Origin of the sequence: Roseateles saccharophilus (assembly GCF_031458095.1) — a bacterium.
Lineage (GTDB): Bacteria > Pseudomonadota > Gammaproteobacteria > Burkholderiales > Burkholderiaceae_C > Pelomonas > Pelomonas saccharophila_A.
Genome location: NZ_JAVDXU010000004.1, coordinates 259,274 through 276,342 on the forward strand (window position 1 = coordinate 259,274; position 17,069 = coordinate 276,342).

Here is a 17,069-nt window from a genome sequence, read left to right on the forward strand (position 1 = left end):
AGGGGCGGGGTTAACCCTCGGGACTGGAGTTCAGAGCGTGCGGGCCACTTCCTTGATTTCGAAGAACTCGAGCTGATCACCTTCCTTGATGTCGCTGTAGTTCTTGAGTTTGATACCGCACTCGAAGCCTTCCTTGACCTCGCGGACGTCGTCCTTCTCGCGGCGCACCGACTCGACCTCGCCCGTGTAGATCACGGTGTTGTCGCGCAGCAGGCGGAAGCGCGCGCCACGGCGGACCAGGCCGCTGGTGACCATGGAGCCGGCCACCGTGCCGATCTTGGAGGCGACGAACACGACGCGGATCTCGGCGGTACCCAGCGCTTCCTCGCGCTGCTCGGGCGCCAGCATGCCGGACATGGCCTTGGTCACATCGTCCACAGCGTCGTAAATGATGCTGTAGTAACGCAGGTCGACGGCGTTGCCCTCGGCCAGCTTGCGCGCGCCGGCATCGGCACGCACATTGAAGCCGATGATGACGGCCTTGGACGCGATGGCCAGGTTGACGTCGCTTTCGCTGATGCCGCCGACCGCCGCGTGGACGATCTGCACCTTGACCTCGGCGTTGCTGAGCTTGAGCAGCGAAGCGGCCAGCGCTTCCTGCGAACCCTGCACGTCGCTCTTGATGATCAGCGGCAGGGTCTGCACGTCGCCGGCGCCCATTTCGCTGAACATGTTCTCGAGCTTGGCGGCCTGCTGCTTGGCCAGCTTGACGTCGCGGTACTTGCCTTGGCGGAAGGTCGCGACTTCACGGGCGCGGCGCTCATCGCCCAGCACCATGAACTCGTCACCGGCTTGCGGCACTTCGGTCAGGCCCTGGATTTCCACCGGGATGGACGGGCCGGCCTCGTTGGTGGCCTTGCCGTCTTCGTCCAGCATGGCGCGAACACGACCGAAGGTGGAGCCGGCCAGCACGACGTCGCCGCGCTTCAGGGTACCGCTCTGCACCAGGACCGTAGCCACCGGGCCGCGGCCCTTGTCCAGCTTGGCTTCGATGACCAGGCCCTTGGCCATGGACTCGACCGGCGCCTTCAGTTCCAGCACTTCGGCCTGCAGCAGCACCTGCTCCAGCAGCTCGTCGATGCCCTGGCCGGTCTTGGACGACACGCCGATGAAGGGCGACTCGCCACCGAATTCTTCCGGCACGACCTGCTCGGCCACCAGCTCGCTCTTGACGCGCTCGGCGTTGGCGTCGGGCTTGTCGATCTTGGTCATGGCGACCACGATGGGCACGCCCGCCGCCTTCGCGTGGTGGATGGCTTCCTTGGTCTGGGGCATGACGCCGTCATCGGCCGCACAGACCAGGATGACGATGTCGGTCGCCTTGGCGCCGCGAGCCCGCATGGCCGTGAAGGCCGCGTGACCCGGGGTGTCCAGGAAGGTGATGGTGCCGCGCGGCGTCTCGACGTGGTAGGCGCCGATGTGCTGCGTGATGCCGCCGGCTTCGCCAGCAGCCACACGCGAGCGGCGGATGTAGTCCAGCAGCGAGGTCTTGCCGTGGTCGACGTGACCCATGACGGTGACGACCGGTGCACGCGCGACAGCCTCGTGCTGCTGTTCGGCAGTGCCCTCTTCCTCGAGGAAGGCATCCGGATCGTCCAGCTTGGCGGCGAAGGCCTTGTGGCCCATTTCCTCGACGAGGATCATGGCCGTTTCCTGGTCCAGCTGCTGGTTGATGGTGACCATCTGGCCCAGCTTCATCAATTGCTTGATGACCTCGGCGGCCTTGACCGACATCTTGTGGGCGAGATCCGCCACCGAGATGGTCTCGGGGACATGGACCTCCTGGATCTGCATCTCTGCAGGGGCCTGGAAGTTGGACTGGCCGTTGCCGCCACGGTCGCCACGGCGGCCACCGGCACCACCGCGCGCCGGAGCGCGCCAGTTGCCGCCGCCGCCCGGGCGGCCGGCACCACCGGCAGGGCCGGCACCGATGGTCTTGAGGCCACGCTTCTTGGCGGCGTCATCGGCCCAGCTGGACGAAAGCTTCTCGGACTTGACCGACTTCTTGTCGCCCGGCTTGCCTGCGCCTGCACCGGCGCCCGCTGCGGCAGGTGCCGCGCCAGGCGCGCCGGCCTTCTTGTGGATGGTGCCCTTGATGCCCGCAGCGGCTTCGACCGGCTTGGGCTCTTCCTTCTTGGCCGCGACGAGCACCTTCTTGGGCGCGTTCATCATCGCGCGGATCTTGGCAGCCTCGTCCTCGGCAGCCTTGCGGCGGCGGGCCAGGTCGTCCTGCTTCTGCTTCTCTTCGGCCGCGGCATCGACGGCCTTCACGACGCGCAGGGCCGGCTTGGCAGCCTCGGGCACGGGCGGCGGCGGGGCCACGACATCGGGGACCGGCGCGGGCGGCGGCGGCGCGACGACTTCGGGTTCCGGCGCAGGTGCGGGCGCGGCAGCCTTGGCCCCCCGCTTGGACGCGGCCTTGTTGATGGCAGCGGCTTCGGCGGCGGCAGCGGCGGCGTTGCGGGCGCGGGCCTCGGCCTGGTCGTCGGCCTTGCCTTCGGTCTTGGCTTCCACCTTGGCAGCAGCGGCAGCCGCAGCGGCTTCGGCCGCGGCCTTGGCGGCGGCTTCGGCGGCAGCGGCTTCAGCGGCAGCCTTGGCAGCAGCAGCTTCGCGCGCAGCGCGCTCGGCGTCCTCGCGGGCCTTCACCTTGGCGGCAAGTTCCTCTTCCTGGGCGCGCAGGGCAGCAGCCTGGGCCTGGGCTTCTTCCTCGCGGCGCAGCAGGTCGGCCTCGTCGGGACCGGAGGAGGTCTCGTCGGCGGCGTCGTCACGCTTGACGAAGGTGCGCTTCTTGCGCACTTCGACCTGGATGGTGCGGGCCTTGCCAGAAGCGTCGGCCTGCTTGATCTCGGTGGTCGACTTCTTGACGAGGGTGATCTTCTTGCGCTCGCCGCCGGCAGTGCCGTGGGAGGTGCGCAGGTGGTCGAGCAGGCGTTCCTTGTCGGTCTCGCTCAGCGAGTCGTCGACGGAAGACTTCTTGACGCCCGCGGCTTGCAGCTGCTCCAGCAGCGTGCCCGCCGGCTTGCTCAGCTCGGCGGCAAATTGGGCGACGGTAGTCACGGCCATGTGGGGATCCTTCAAATCGATTTCGGTGCGGCGCGGCGTGGGGTTGATCAGGCGTTGAACCAATGTTCACGGGCCTTCATGATCAGAGCGCGCGCCGCGGCCTCATCCTGGCCGGTCAGCTCGACCAATTCGTCAACGGCCAGATCGGCCAAGTCATCGCGGGTGTTGATGCCGCCTTCGGCCAGCTTGCTCAGCAGCTCGGGCGTCACGCCTTCGAGATCGCGCAGATCCTGCGAGACCTCCTCGACCTTCTCTTCCTTGGCGATTTCCATCGTCAGCAGCGCGTCCTTGGCACGGGTGCGCAGCTCGTTGACGGTGTCCTCGTCGAAGGCCTCGATCTCGAGCATTTCCTGCATCGGGACGTAGGCGACCTCTTCCAGGCTGGTGAAGCCTTCGGCGATCAGGATGTCGGCGACTTCAGCGTCGACGTCGAGCTTCTCGACGAAGAGCTTGCGCACGCTCTCGGCTTCCAGTTCATGCTTGGCAGCCGACTCCTCGGCCGACATGATGTTGATGCGCCAGCCGGTCAGCTCGGACGCCAGACGCACGTTCTGGCCGCCACGGCCGATGGCGATGGCGAGGTTTTCCTCGTCGACGACGACGTCCATGGCATGGCGCTCTTCATCGACAACGATGGACTGCACATTGGCCGGGGCCAGGGCGCCGATGACGAACTGGGCTGGGTCTTCGCTCCACAGCACGATGTCCACGCGCTCGCCGGCCAGCTCGGTCGTCACGCCGTTGACGCGCGAACCGCGCACGCCGACACAGGTGCCGATGGGGTCGACGCGGCGGTCATGGCTGATGACGGCGATCTTGGCGCGCGAACCGCTGTCGCGGGCGCAGCTCTTGATCTCCAGCAGGCCCTGCTCGATTTCCGGCACTTCCTGGGCGAAGAGTTCCTTCATGAACTCGGGCGACGAGCGCGACAGCATGATCTGCGGGCCGCGCTGGGTCGGATCGACGCCGAGGATGACGGCGCGCACGCGGTCGCCGGTGCGCAGGTTCTCTTTCGAGATCATCTCGCTGCGCTTCAGGCGCCCTTCAACGCGGCCGCTCTCGACAATGATGTCGCCCTTGTCCAGGCGCTTGACGGTACCGACGAAGATCTTCTCGCCGCGCGACATGAAGTCGTTGAGCAGCTGCTCGCGCTCGGCGTCGCGGATCTTCTGCAGGATGACCTGCTTGGCGGCCTGGGCGCCGATGCGGCCGATGGGCACGGACTCGACCGGTTCCTCGATGTGGTCGTCCACCTCGATGTCGGCAATCTGTTCCTGGGCTTCGAACAGCAGAATCTCGGCGTCGGCGTTCTGCAGGCCGGCCTCGTTGGGCACGACATGCCAGCGGCGGAAGGTCTCGTACTCGCCCGACTCACGATCGACGCTCACGCGGATGTCGGCTTCACCGCCATAAATCTTCTTGGTGGCCGAGGCCAGCGCGGCTTCCACCGCACCGAACACGACATCGCGCTCCACGCTCTTTTCGCGCGAGATTGCGTCCACCAGCATCAACATTTCGCGGTTCATTGCTTGAGACCTCCGTCAACCTTGTCTTGGCTGGGCGACGCCTCACTGGGCTCGCCCGCTTGTTTCCTAGCCGGTGCTTTCTTCGGCTTGATGACGCCCCGCTGGCCGGGCTTGCGATCGGGTGCCGGCTCGCCGCCGCGCCCCTTGAAACTGAACTGCGGCACCAGCCGCGCTTCACGCACTTCATCCAGCGTGAAATCGAGAGCCTGCTCGGCCTCGCCGTCGTCAAACACCAGGCGCCAGGCCTGGTCGTCCGCCGCATCCGGCTGCGCACTGACGATGCCGCGGTATTTCTTCCGCCCTTGGAAGGGCATCTTCAGCGTGATGTCGATTTCCTGGCCGGCAAAGCGCGCATAGTGCGAGGCATTGCGCAGCGGCCGGTCCAGACCCGGCGAGGAGACCTCGAGCCGGCTGTATTCAAAGGCTTCGACTTCCAGCACATACTGCAACTGGCGCGTGACCTTCTCGCAATCGTCCACCGTGATCAACTCCCCGGCTTCGGCCTGGGCCGGCAGCTTGTCGATCGTCACGCGCAGCAATCCACCGGCACTGCGTTCGCAGTCCACGAGTTCGTAACCGAGTCCGGTCACGGTCGTTTCCACAGTGGTTTGCCAACTCATTCGGGGTATGCGGGCGTCTAGCGAAAGAAAATCGAAAAAGCAAAAAAAATGGGCTGGATGAATCCGCCCACTCGTTCACCGGATACCGCGCCCCGGGGGATGTCGTCCGGGACCCGCTGAAAGCCCCCGCTGCAATTGCTCGGAGTTCTCTCATTTCTGGTGAAGCTCGGATTGTACTGTGCAAGTCCCATGCCGGCAAGCCGCTACGCCCGGCGCATGCCAGAATCTGAGGCTGTTTGAGACCTCACAGGAGACAAGAATGGGCTTTCTCGCCGGCAAGCGGCTGCTGATCACGGGCGTGCTGTCCAACCGCTCCATCGCCTACGGCATTGCCCGCGCCTGCCACCGCGAAGGCGCGGAGCTGGCCTTCAGCTATCAGGGCGAGCGCTTCAAGGACCGCATCAGCGAGTTCGCCGCGGAATTCGATTCCAAGCTGATCTACGACTGTGACGTCACCAGCGACGAGCAGATGCAGGCCCTTTTTGACCAGTTGGGCGAGGTCTGGCCGGAATTCGACGGCTTCGTCCACTCCATCGGCTTCGCGCCGCGCGAGGCCATCGCCGGCGACTTCCTCGAGGGCATGACGCGCGAGAACTTCCGCATCGCCCACGACATCTCGGCCTACAGCTTCCCTGCCATGGCCAAGCTGGCTGCGCCGCGCCTGCGCCCGGGCTCGGCCCTGCTGACGCTGAGCTACCTCGGCGCCCTGCGCATCGTGCCCAACTACAACACCATGGGCCTGGCCAAGGCCAGCCTGGAAGCCAGCGTGCGCTACCTGGCCTCGGCCCTCGGCCCCAGGGGCGTGCGGGTCAACGGCATCTCCGCCGGCCCGATCAAGACGCTGGCCGCCTCCGGCATCAAGGACTTCGGCAAGCTGCTGAGCCAGTTCGCCGCCCAGGCGCCGATCCGCCGCAACGTGACCATCGACGACGTCGGCAACACCGCCGCCTTCCTGCTGTCCGACCTGTCGGCCGGCATCAGTGCCGAGATCACCTACGTGGACGGCGGCTTCAGCCACACCGCCATGGGGATGGAATAAGCCTCCTCGGCCCCATTCCCGCATCCACCGCGGCGCGCCGACACCGGCCCGCCGCTTTTTTTGCCTCTACAACTCGTGACATTTGCACAAATCAGCCCTGCAAGTCCTTACAAGACTGACATCCCTGGTCAGCGGCTAACAGAAATCGTCAGTTGATCTGGGCGTGCGGCCGTCAGAACCGACGAGTGGCGTCAGTTTTGACGCCTTTCGGCCATGGCATGAGCGTTGCACCAGTGAGCTGTCTTCCCTCGGAGCAGCCGCATGATTTGCCCTCCCCCGCCGCGCCTCGTCCGCATCGCCGCCCTGGCCTTCGTCGGCAGCTTCGGCGCCGGCCCGCTGATCGCCCAGACCATCACGGTCTACAGCAGCGGCAACCTGCCCATCGCCACAACGAAACAGCTGACAGCCTATGTGCCGCTGTCGCCCAACGCTGTCACCTGGACGGTCAACGGCATTGCCGGCGGCAACGCCACCGTCGGCACGGTCAGTGACCGCGGCCTCTACACGGCGCCCGCCGCCGTGCCCATGCAGAGCGACGTCACCGTCACGGCGACCAGCACGGCCTACCCGGCCCAATCGGGCAGCGTCACGCTGAGCATCACCCAGGTCCAGCCGCGGCTGTGGAGCGTCAGCCCCACGGCCGTGCCGATGGGGGCTTTCACGATCAGGCTCAACGGCGCGGCCTTCCCGACCAATGTGGCCGTGAGGATCGGCGACGTGAACGCAACGGTCACGCGCATCTCCGCCACCCAGTTGCAGGCCTCGGCCACCGCGCCCAGCGCCTGGCTGGGCAAGACCCAGCCGGTGCAGGTCTGGGCCACGGGCCTGGGCACCATCGGCTCTGACGTCGTCAACCTGTCGATCTCGGCCTCAGCTCCCGCCCCCGCGCCGACACCCGCTCCCGCGCCCGCGCCGGCTCCTTCACCGAGCCCAGCGCCCGCCCCCGCGCCGACGCCCGCACCAGGCCCCGGCCAAGGTACGGCCAACCTGGCCGCGGCCCGCTTCCTCGAACAGGCCACTTTCGGCCCCAATGCAGCTTCCGTGACCCGCGTGCAGAGCCTGGGCCAGGACGCCTGGCTGACCGAGCAGTTCGGCCTGCCCGAGACGGTCGTCGCGACGCCAACCGACGGCAGCACGTCGACCGTGGCGGCGCAGATGCTGAACCGGCTCACCGACGCCCCCGACCAGTTGCGCCAGCGCGTCGCCTATGCGCTGGCCCAGGTCATCGTCATCTCGGCCAACAAGAACATCTATGCCGAGGAGATCGCGCCGCATCTGCGCACCCTGAGCAAGAACGCCTTCGGCAACTACCGCGCGCTGCTGGAGGAGGTGGCGCGCAGCCCGCAGATGGGCAAATACCTGGACCTCGCCAACAGCAACAGGCCCCTGGGCGGCTCGTCGGCCAACGAGAACTTCGCGCGCGAGCTGATGCAGCTCTTCACCATCGGCCTGGTCAAGCTGAACACTGATGGCACGCCGCAGCTGGACCTGTCCGGCCGCACCATCCCGACCTACGACCAGTCGACCATCCAGCAGGTGGCGCTGGCGCTGACGGGCTGGACCTATGCCGGCACCGGCACCAACAACTGGGAAAACTTCAGCGGGCCCATGGTGCTGCGCGAGGTCAATCACGACCAGCGTGCCAAGAGCTTCCTCGGTTGCAACCTGCCTGCCAGCCAGGGCACCGACGCCGACCTGAAGGCCACGCTGGACTGCCTCTTCCAGCATCCCAACACGCCACCCTTCGTGTCGCAGCGGCTGATACGCCAGCTGGTCAAGAGCAACCCCAGCGCGGCCTATGTGCAGCGCATCGCCGCGGTCTTCATCAACAACGGCAGCGGCGTGCGCGGCGACCTGAAAGCCGTGGTGCGGGCCATCCTGCTCGACAGCGAGGCCCGCAACGACACGGCCGGCACCAACGACGGCCGGCTGCGCGATCCCATCCAGCACATCGCCGCCATGCTGCGCGCACTGAACGGTGGCTTCCAGCCCGGCAACCAGCTGAGCTGGGAGATCGGCCGCACCGGCCAGACGCCGCTGACGCCGCCCTCGGTGTTCGGCCACTACTCGCAGCTCTTCCGCCTGCCACAGACGACGCTGGCCGCGCCCGAGTTCCAGATCTACACCCCCACCGAGGCGACGCTGCGCGGCAATTTCCTGTGGGCCCTGCTGACCCAGCCCGGCGGCAATATGCGCATCAACCTGCAGCCCTTCACCGCGGTGGCGAATGACACGACGGCCCTGATCAACGCGGTCGACCAGGCCCTGCTGTGGGGCCGCATGTCGCCGGCCATGCGCCAGAGCCTGGCCAATGCCATCAACGCCCAGCCCGATGCGACCCAGCGCATGCAGACGGCGCTCTACCTGACGCTGCTGTCCGGCCAGCACGCCATCCAACACTGAAGGAGCGCAGCCATGACCAACCACAACACCACCCGCCGCGCCCTGCTGCGCGCCGCCTGCGCCCTGACCGCCGCGCCCGCCCTGCCCAGCCTGGCCCAGACCACCGAGGACTACCGTGCCCTGGTCTGCGTCTTCCTGGCAGGCGGCTGCGACGGCCACAACGTGCTGGTGCCTCAGGCCACGGCCGCCTATGCCGCCTACAAGAGCATCCGCGGCGGCCTGGCCCTGCCCGACCAGTCAGCCAGCCTGCTGCCCATCACGACGACCGGCGGCGTGGCCTATGCGCTGAACTCGGGCCTGCAAACCGTCCATCCGCTGTGGGCTCAGGGCAAGCTGGCGGCCATCGCCAACGTCGGCCCCCTGCTCGCGCCGACGACACGCGCGCAGATCCAGACCGGCACGGCGACGCTGCCCGCCAACCTGTTCTCCCATTCCGACCAGATGCAGCAGACCCAGGCCGGCAACGGCAGCGGCGGCGGCACAGGCTGGGGTGGGCGCACGGCCGACGCCCTGATCGCGCGCAACGGCACGTCGCGCTTCCCGGCGGCCGTGTCCATGTCCGGCGGCGCCCTGTTCACCAACGGCGCCCAGGTGCCCAGCGCCAGCCTGGTGCCGGGCTTCAACCTAGACGTCAGCGGCATGAGCACCTGGCCAGCCTCGGCGACGACGGCACGCAGCCAGGCCCTGAACGAGATCCTGGCCCTGGACGGCGGTGTGCGCCTGATCCAGGGCGCCAATCAGGTCCGGCGCGATGCGCTCAGCCTCGGCGCCCTGCTGCGCAGCAGCGGCGCCGGCACCGTCAACACCGTCTTCCCCGGCACCGACCTGGGCCGCCAGCTGCAGCAGGTGGCGCGCGTCATCGCGCTGCGCAACAGCGTCGGCGTCAAGCGCCAGGTCTTCTTCGTGCAGCTCGGCGGCTTCGACACCCACAGCGGCCAGAGCTGGCAGCAATGGGACCTGCTGCGCCAACTCGGCGACGCCATGGGCGCTTTCTACAACGCCACCGTCGAGCTCGGCGTGTCGCAGCTGGTCACCAGCTTCACGCAGAGCGAGTTCGGCCGCTCGCTGCAGCCCAGCGGCTCGGGCACCGACCATGGCTGGGGCAACCACCATCTCATCCTCGGCGGCGCGGTCAAGGGCGGCCAGGTCTATGGCCGCTTCCCCTACCCGGCCCTGGGCGGTGCCGACGACGCGGGCAGCCGCGGCGCCTTGATCCCGTCCACCTCGCTGGAGCAGTTCGGCGCGACACTCGGGCGCTGGTTCGGTCTGGACGCCACGGCCCTCAACACGGCCTTCCCGGCGCTGGCCGCCTTCACGCCACAGGATTTGGGATTCATGGCCTGATGCCCGCGAGTCGCACCCAACTGCTGCCGCCCAGCCCGGCACTGGCACCCTATGTCCAGGCCATCGCCGTGCGGCGGCCCAGCCCAGACGGGCCGGCCTTGCCGGCGGTGCAATGCTTTCCCGCCAATGTGCAGGGCGCCCTCACGGTGCTGCACCGCGGCGACTGGGTCGACGCCGACTCGGGCCTGTCGCTGGCCGACCTGGAACTGGCCGGCCCGCGCCTCAGGCCGGCACGACGCGCCTATGCGAACGACCCGGCCATCACGACGGTGCTGCTGCGCCCGGGCGTGCTGAGCTGGCTGTTCGACCTGCCGGCCGCTGAATGGGTGAACCGGCGCGGCCCGGCGGCCGAGGTCATCGGCTGGCCGACGGCCGAGGTGCTGCTGTCGCAGTTGCGGCGAGCCAGCAGCACGGCGGCCCAGGTCTGGATCATCGAGCAGCAATTGCACTGCTGGGTGGAAAAGGCCCAGGCCCGCCGCGCCTGGCAGCCGCCGCCGGGCGTGCCTGCCGCCGCACTGAGCGTGAGTGATTGGGCCGACGTGGCCACGTCCAGCGCCCGCCAGCTGCAGCGCCGCGTCGGCGACGCCCTCGGCCTGTCGCCCAAGGCGCTGATGCGCATCGAGCGCCTGAACGAGGGGCTGCTGCGGCTGGCCGAGGGCGCCGAGCTGGCGGATGTGGCGGCGCATTGCGGCTTCAGCCACGCGGCCCATATGGTGCGCGAGTTCCGGGCCCTGACGGGCCTGAGCCCGGCCGGCGTGCGCCGCGACCTGGCCCGCCACGAAGGCCTGCCCTGGCGGCTGGGCAGCAACCTCACCTGAAAGCGCCTACATTCCGGCCGACCCTGACGAGGAGACTCGATGAAGACGGCCCTCCTTTGCGCCGCCAGCCTGCTGGCCTTGTCGTCGTCGCTGACCGCTCAAGCCGAGCCGGCAACGCCGCCGCTGTCGGCGGCCGCGGTCGACGCCGTGCCCTGGAAGCCGGCCGCCGTCATCGCCCTGGCCGAGAAGGTCGCCCGCTGGCAGCTGCAGGCCCTGGAACGCGGCGAGCACCCGCGCTCCGTCAAGTCCATGCCCGACCTCAGGGGCTGGGAACAGGGCGCCCTCTTCGTCGGCCTCGCCGCCCTGGCGGACCACAGCAAGCAGCCGGAGTTCGCCAACGCCATCCTGCAGCGCGGCAAGGACAACGGCTGGCAGCCCGGCAGCCGCATCTACCACGCCGACGACCACGCCATAGGCGCCGCCTACTTGTGGGCGGCCAGCCATGGCGCCGGCAACGCGGCCATGGCGCCGCTGCGCGAACGCTTCGATCAGATCCTGGCCAAGCCGAGCGACGTCGACCTGCACTTCGTCGAGATGGCCGACCGCAGCGTGCCGTCGGTGGATCGCTGGTCCTGGTGCGATGCCCTCTTCATGGCGCCCCCCGTCTGGCTGGAAATGGCCAGGGCCACGGGCGAGGCCAAATACGCCGACTTCGCCAAGAAGGAATTCTGGGCGACGACCGAGCTGCTCTACGACCAGGAAGAGAAGCTCTACTTCCGCGACAGCCGTTTCTTCCAGCGCCGTGACGTCAACGGCCGCAAGCTGTTCTGGTCGCGCGGCGACGGCTGGGTGTTCTCGGGCCTGGCGCAATTGCCGAAGAACGACCCCGACCGCCCGCGCATCGTCGCCATCTTTCGCGACATGGCGGCCAAGCTGAAGGCCATCCAGAAGCCCGATGGCTTCTGGGCGCCGTCGCTGCTGGGCGATCCCGAGACGGCCCTGCCTGAGTCCAGCGGCACGGGCTTCTACACCCATGGCTTTGCCTGGGGCATCAAGGCCGGGCTGCTGGACCGCCAGACCTACGAGCCCGTCGTGCGCAAGGGCTGGGCCGCGCTGACGCGGGCCGTGCGCGCCGACGGCAAGCTCGGCTATGTGCAGCCGGTGGGCGACCGGCCCGATGCCGTCGAGTTCGACGACACCCAGCACTATGGCGTCGGGGCCTTCCTGCTGGCAGCGACCGCCGTCGCCGACCTGAACCTGGCACCGGTCCAGCCGCTGAAGGCCGCCGTCAAGGTGGAGAACCCGTCGGCGCATGACCAGCCCGCGGCTCTCGTCTCCGTGCCGGCCGCGCGGATCGGCGCGAGCACGGGCAACTGGTCAGTGCTCAGTGGCGACCGGATCTACGCCGCCCAGTACAACGCCGCAGTGGACGGCCAGCCGGCAACGCTGAGCTTTGTGATGCCGATGAAGGCCAAGGCCAGGGCCATCGTCAAGTTCCTGCCGCAGAGCGCACCGCTGCCGCTGCAGACCCAGGCCATCCTGAATGTGCGCGAAGGCGGCAAGCTGCAGGGCCAGGCCTTCAAGGGCGGCGTCTTCCATCTGCGCAAGGACTATGCGGTCCCGGTCGAGCACGCCTATCACGACGGCCTGGTCGCCTTCGAAGGCCTGGGATGGGAAAGCGACAAGGTCGCCTACCGCCTCTATCTCGACGCGCGGGGCGTCGTCGACATCTATGGCAAGAAGCTGCCCCGCCCCATCCTGCAATCCATCGGCCAGGGCGCCGACGACTATCACGCCATGGCCGATTGGGGCCAGGACATCCTGCAGGTCGACCAGTCCCTCGGCATGGGCGGCCTCGGCGAAGTACGCGGCGGCAAGGCGACTCAGATTGGTGGCGGCCTGGTGCTGGGCCATGTCGCCAACGAAGGGCCCGTGAGCGCCAGCGCGAGGGTCGAGCATCGGGGCTTCGACGGCGGCAAGTCCAATCTCGTCGCACGCTATCGCATCCATGCGGGCTCGGCGCTGACCTTCGTCGACGCCAAGGGCAGCGGCATGAACGGCCCGGTCGCCGCGGGCCTCGTTCACAACAAGGGCATGACGGTGCTGAAGAGCGACGCGGCTCGGGGTGGCTGGGGCTATATCGCCAGCTGGGGCCGGCAAAGCCTGGCGGGCGACGACCTCGGCCTCGTCCTCTTCTTTCCGGAGGAGGCCGTGGCGACGCGCTTCAACGACGATGGCCAGACCTTGTTCGTCACCTTCAAGGACGCCGCCCAGGTGCGCTACGCCTTCGCCCAGGCCTGGGCGCAGGACGCCTCAGGCGTGCGCGACCTCGAGGGCTTCAAGGCCTGGGTCGCCACGACGCTGGACGGCCTGAACCGGCCGCCCCGCGTGCTGGCGAAATAGCTCCGGCTCAGGCCTTCACGCAGTCCACGGAATAGCGGCCGCGGCCGGTCTCCTCGTCCACCTCATGGACGAGGCCGTGCACGTCGGTCGCGAAGCCCGGGAACTTGGCGTTGAAGCTGCGCGTGAACTTCAGGTAGTCGACGATCTTCTTGTTGAAGCGCTCGCCCGGGATCAGCAGCGGGATGCCGGGCGGGTAAGGCGTCAGCAGCGAGGTCGTGATGCGGCCTTCGAGGTCGTCGATGCCGACGCGCTCGGTCCTGCGCTGCGCGATGTGGGCATAGGCGTCGGTCGGCGTCATGGCCGGCTGCAGATTGGACAGATACATGTCCGTCGTCAGGCGGGCGATGTCGCCCTCGGCATAGGCCTGGTGGATGCTCTGGCAGAGGTCGCGCAGGCCCATGCGCTCGTACTTCGGGAACTGCGCGACGAACTCCGGCAGGATGCGCCACAGCGGCGCGTTCTTGTCGTAGTCGTCCTTGAACTGCTGCAGCGCGGTCAGCAGCGTGTTCCAGCGGCCCTTGGTGATGCCGATGGTGAACATGATGAAGAAGGAATACAGGCCCGTCTTCTCGACCACCACGCCATGCTCGACCAGGAACTTGGTGACGACCGAGGCCGGGATGCCGGTGGCGGCGAAGCGCCCTTCCATGTCCAGCCCGGGCGTGATGATGGTGGACTTGATCGGGTCCAGCATGTTGAAGCCTTCGGCCAGGGCGCCGAAGCCATGCCAGTCCTCGTCGGCATGCAGCATCCAGTCGGCCGCCACCGGCGCGCTGCCTTCCTCGGCCCGCAGATAGTCGGGGCCCCAGACCTTGAACCACCAGTCGTCGCCGTAGTCGCCCTCGACCTTGCGCATGGCGCGCCGGAAGTCCAGCGACTCGCGGATGCTTTCTTCCACCAGGGCCGTGCCGCCGGGCGGCTCCATCATGGCAGCGGCGACGTCGCAGCTCGCGATGATGGAGTACTGCGGGCTGGTGCTGGTGTGCATCAGATAGGCCTCGTTGAAGAGGTGCTTGTCGAGCTTGACGCTCTGAGAGTCCTGCACCAGCACCTGCGAAGCCTGCGAGATGCCGGCCAGCAGCTTGTGCGTGGACTGGGTCGCGTAGACCATGGCCTCCTTGGGTCGGGGGCGGTTCTTGCCCATCGCATGGAACTGGCCATAGAAATCGTGGAAGGCCGCGTGCGGCAGCCAGGCCTCGTCGAAATGCAGCGTCGGGATGTAGCCGTCGAGCTTCTTCTTGATGGTCTCGGTGTTGTAGAGCACGCCGTCATAGGTGCTCTGCGTCAGCGTGACGATGGACGGCTTGACGGTCTCCGGATCGACATGGGCCAGCAGCGGGTTGGCCGCGATCTTGGCGCGGATGGCCTCGGGGCTGAACTCGCTCTCCGGGATGGGGCCGATGATGCCGTAGTGGTTGCGCGTCGGCGTCATGAAGACCGGGATGGCGCCGCACATGATGATGGCGTGCAGATTGCTCTTGTGGCAGTTGCGGTCGATGACGACCACATCGCCCGGCGCCACCGTGTGGTGCCAGACCATCTTGTTGGACGTGCTGGTGCCGTTAGTGACGAAGAAGCAGTGGTCGGCATTGAAGATGCGCGCGGCATTCTTCTCGGAGGCCGCGACGGGGCCGGTGTGGTCCAGCAGCTGGCCGAGTTCCTCCACGGCATTGCAGACGTCGGCGCGCAGCATGTTCTCGCCGAAGAACTGGTGGAACATCTGGCCGACCGGGCTCTTCAGGAAGGCGACGCCGCCGGAGTGGCCGGGGCAGTGCCAGGAGTAGGAACCGTCCTGGGCATAGTCCATCAACGCCTTGAAGAAGGGCGGCGCCAGGCCGTCGAGGTAGCTCTTGGCCTCGCGGATGATGTGGCGGGCCACGAACTCGGGCGTGTCCTCGAACATGTGGATGAAGCCGTGCAGTTCGCGCAGCACATCATTGGGCAAGTGCTGGCTGGTGCGCGTCTCGCCGTAGACGTAGATCGGGATGTCCGGGTTGCGGTTGCGGATCTCCTGGATGAACTTGCGCAGGTTCAGCACCACGGGGTCCATCTCCGGACCGGCCGTGAACTCCTCGTCGTCGATGGACAGGATGAAGGCCGAGGCGCGGCTTTGCTGCTGGGCGAACTGCGACAGGTCGCCGTAGCTCGTCACGCCCAGGACTTCCATGCCCTCCTTCTGGATGGCCTCGGCCAGCGCGCGGATGCCCAGGCCCGAGGTGTTCTCGGAGCGGTAGTCCTCATCGATGATGACGATGGGAAAGTGAAAACGGATCATGGGCGGCCTCCAGCGGGCGGGCATCAAAAAACGAAGCGGCGAAGTGTAGGGCCGCAGCGTGTCCCGGCCATGTCGCACGGGGTCTAAACTGGGCCGACACCGCAGCCTTGGGAGGCGAGATGGATTGGAACTGGGCCACTGTCTGGTGGATCGCGGCCGGCGTGCTGGTGGCGGCCGAGCTGGCCACCGGCAGTTTCTACCTGTTGATGCTCGCCGTGGGGGCTGCCGCCGGCGCGGTTGCAGCTCATCTGAATCTGGGCGTCGCGGGGCAGATGCTGGCTTCGGCCATCGTTGGCGGTGCCGCCGTTTTCGCGCTGTACAGGCGCCGCGCCAAGGCCCCCAAGCCGCAGCCGGCGTCCAGCAACCCGGATGTCAACCTCGACATCGGCCAGAGCGTACAGGTCGACGCCTGGTCGGCCGACGGCCGGGCCCAGGTGCAATACCGCGGTGCCGCCTGGCAGGCCCGCTTCATCGGCAGCGCCCCAGCCCAGGGCGGCCGGCATGTGATCCGTGCGGTGGAAGGCAGCTGCCTGCTGCTGGATCGCTGAACGCCCTCCCCTTCGTCCAGAACACCGCCCGAAAGGCCCCATGGAAATCGCACTCGTCATCCTCGTCATCGCCGCCATCTTCGTGATCCGCTCGATCAAGGTCGTGCCCCAGCAGCACGCCTGGGTGGTGGAGCGCCTGGGCAAGTACCACGCGACATTGACGCCGGGCCTGAACTTCCTCGTGCCTTTTGTCGACCGCCTGGCCTACAAGCATTCGCTGAAGGAGATTCCCCTGGACGTGCCCAGCCAGGTCTGCATCACCAAGGACAACACCCAGCTGACCGTCGACGGCATCCTCTACTTCCAGGTCACCGACCCGATGCGGGCCAGCTACGGCGCCAGCAACTATGTCGTCGCCATCACCCAGCTCGCGCAGACGACGCTGCGCTCCGTCATCGGCCGCATGGAGCTTGACCGCACCTTCGAGGAGCGCGCCATGATCAACACCTCGGTCGTCGAGGCCCTGGACGAGGCGGCCTTGAACTGGGGCGTCAAGGTGCTGCGCTACGAGATCAAGGACCTGACGCCGCCGCCGGCCATCCTGCACTCCATGCAGGCCCAGATCACGGCCGAACGCGAGAAGCGTGCCCTGATCGCCGCGTCCGAGGGCCGGCGCCAGGAGCAGATCAATATTGCGACCGGCGAGCGCGAGGCAGCCATTGCGCGTTCAGAAGGCGAGAAACAGCGGGAGATCAACCAGGCCCAAGGCCAGGCCGCAGCCATCACGGCGGTGGCCGATGCCACATCGGACGCCATCCGCAAGATCGCAGCCGCCATTCAGCAGCCAGGTGGCGACCAAGCCGTCCAGCTCAAAGTCGCAGAGAAGGCCGTCGAGGCTTATGCCCAGTTGGCCCAGAAGAACAACACGATGATCGTGCCAGGCAATATGAGCGAGGTGGCCGGATTGATTGGCACCGCCATGGCCTTGATCAAGAGCGGCGCACGCCCCTGAAGGCCCAAAATCAAAAAAGCCCGCGAGGGCCCCTAGTCGGGGCGGTCGCGGGCGCAAGACGTTCGGGGGGCGCCGAACGAAAGCGATGGAGGTGTCGCTTTTCCTAAAATTTCTTCAGAGGTGCTCAGCTACCCGTGA

11 protein-coding genes are annotated in these 17,069 nt (G+C 67.5%); 7 read left to right on the top strand and 4 right to left on the bottom strand.

Translation table 11 applies throughout. The features are described from left to right. Window positions 1-30: 30 nt before the first annotated feature. The 3 genes from infB to rimP are packed head-to-tail and all read right to left on the bottom strand — an operon-like array spanning window position 31 to window position 5,209. Window positions 31-3,063, bottom strand: a complete 3,033-nt coding sequence (gene infB / locus J2X20_RS23890; protein WP_310270667.1) for a translation initiation factor IF-2 — start codon at window positions 3,061-3,063, stop codon at window positions 31-33. 47 nt (window positions 3,064-3,110) lie between these two features. Then, complete coding sequence (nusA, locus tag J2X20_RS23895) at window positions 3,111-4,589, bottom strand: transcription termination factor NusA (RefSeq protein ID WP_025564233.1); 1,479 nt, start codon at window positions 4,587-4,589, stop codon at window positions 3,111-3,113. Then, complete coding sequence (gene rimP / locus J2X20_RS23900; RefSeq protein WP_409034196.1) at window positions 4,586-5,209, bottom strand: ribosome maturation factor RimP; 624 nt, start codon at window positions 5,207-5,209, stop codon at window positions 4,586-4,588. The genes nusA and rimP overlap by 4 nt, the downstream gene beginning before the upstream one ends. Window positions 5,210-5,468: 259 nt before the next feature. Here rimP and fabI point away from each other — a divergent pair, with 259 nt between their 5' ends. The 5 genes from fabI (at window position 5,469) to J2X20_RS23925 (ending at window position 13,156) form a co-directional block, all read left to right on the top strand. Then, complete coding sequence (gene fabI / locus J2X20_RS23905; RefSeq protein WP_310270672.1) at window positions 5,469-6,248, top strand: enoyl-ACP reductase FabI; 780 nt, start codon at window positions 5,469-5,471, stop codon at window positions 6,246-6,248. Window positions 6,249-6,509: 261 nt separating this feature from the next. Further along, a complete protein-coding gene (locus J2X20_RS23910) occupies window positions 6,510-8,651 on the top strand; it encodes a DUF1800 domain-containing protein (protein ID WP_310270675.1) in 2,142 nt (713 codons plus the stop codon). Between the two features lie 12 nt (window positions 8,652-8,663). Then, window positions 8,664-9,995, top strand: coding sequence for a DUF1501 domain-containing protein (locus J2X20_RS23915; RefSeq protein WP_310270678.1), 1,332 nt, complete (start codon window positions 8,664-8,666; stop codon window positions 9,993-9,995). After that, window positions 9,995-10,813 (top strand): helix-turn-helix domain-containing protein, encoded by an 819-nt coding sequence (locus tag J2X20_RS23920; protein WP_310270681.1) that lies wholly within the window; start codon window positions 9,995-9,997, stop codon window positions 10,811-10,813. Before J2X20_RS23915 ends, J2X20_RS23920 begins: the two co-directional genes overlap by 1 nt. A 39-nt stretch (window positions 10,814-10,852) precedes the next feature. Next, on the top strand, window positions 10,853-13,156 hold the full coding sequence (locus J2X20_RS23925; RefSeq protein WP_310270684.1) for a glycoside hydrolase family 88 protein: 2,304 nt from the start codon (window positions 10,853-10,855) through the stop codon (window positions 13,154-13,156). 7 nt (window positions 13,157-13,163) lie between these two features. Here the strand turns inward: J2X20_RS23925 and J2X20_RS23930 are convergent, their stop codons facing one another. Continuing rightward, entirely contained in the window at window positions 13,164-15,431 is a 2,268-nt protein-coding gene (locus tag J2X20_RS23930; protein ID WP_310270686.1) for an Orn/Lys/Arg family decarboxylase, read from the bottom strand. Between the two features lie 119 nt (window positions 15,432-15,550). On the opposite strand from J2X20_RS23930, the gene J2X20_RS23935 reads away from it, so the two are divergent. Then, window positions 15,551-15,979: an NfeD family protein gene (locus tag J2X20_RS23935; RefSeq protein ID WP_310270688.1), complete on the top strand. Its 429-nt coding sequence runs from the start codon at window positions 15,551-15,553 to the stop codon at window positions 15,977-15,979. A gap of 40 nt (window positions 15,980-16,019) precedes the next feature. Continuing rightward, a complete protein-coding gene (locus tag J2X20_RS23940; RefSeq protein ID WP_310270689.1) occupies window positions 16,020-16,931 on the top strand; it encodes an SPFH domain-containing protein in 912 nt (303 codons plus the stop codon). Window positions 16,932-17,069: the final 138 nt, after the last annotated feature.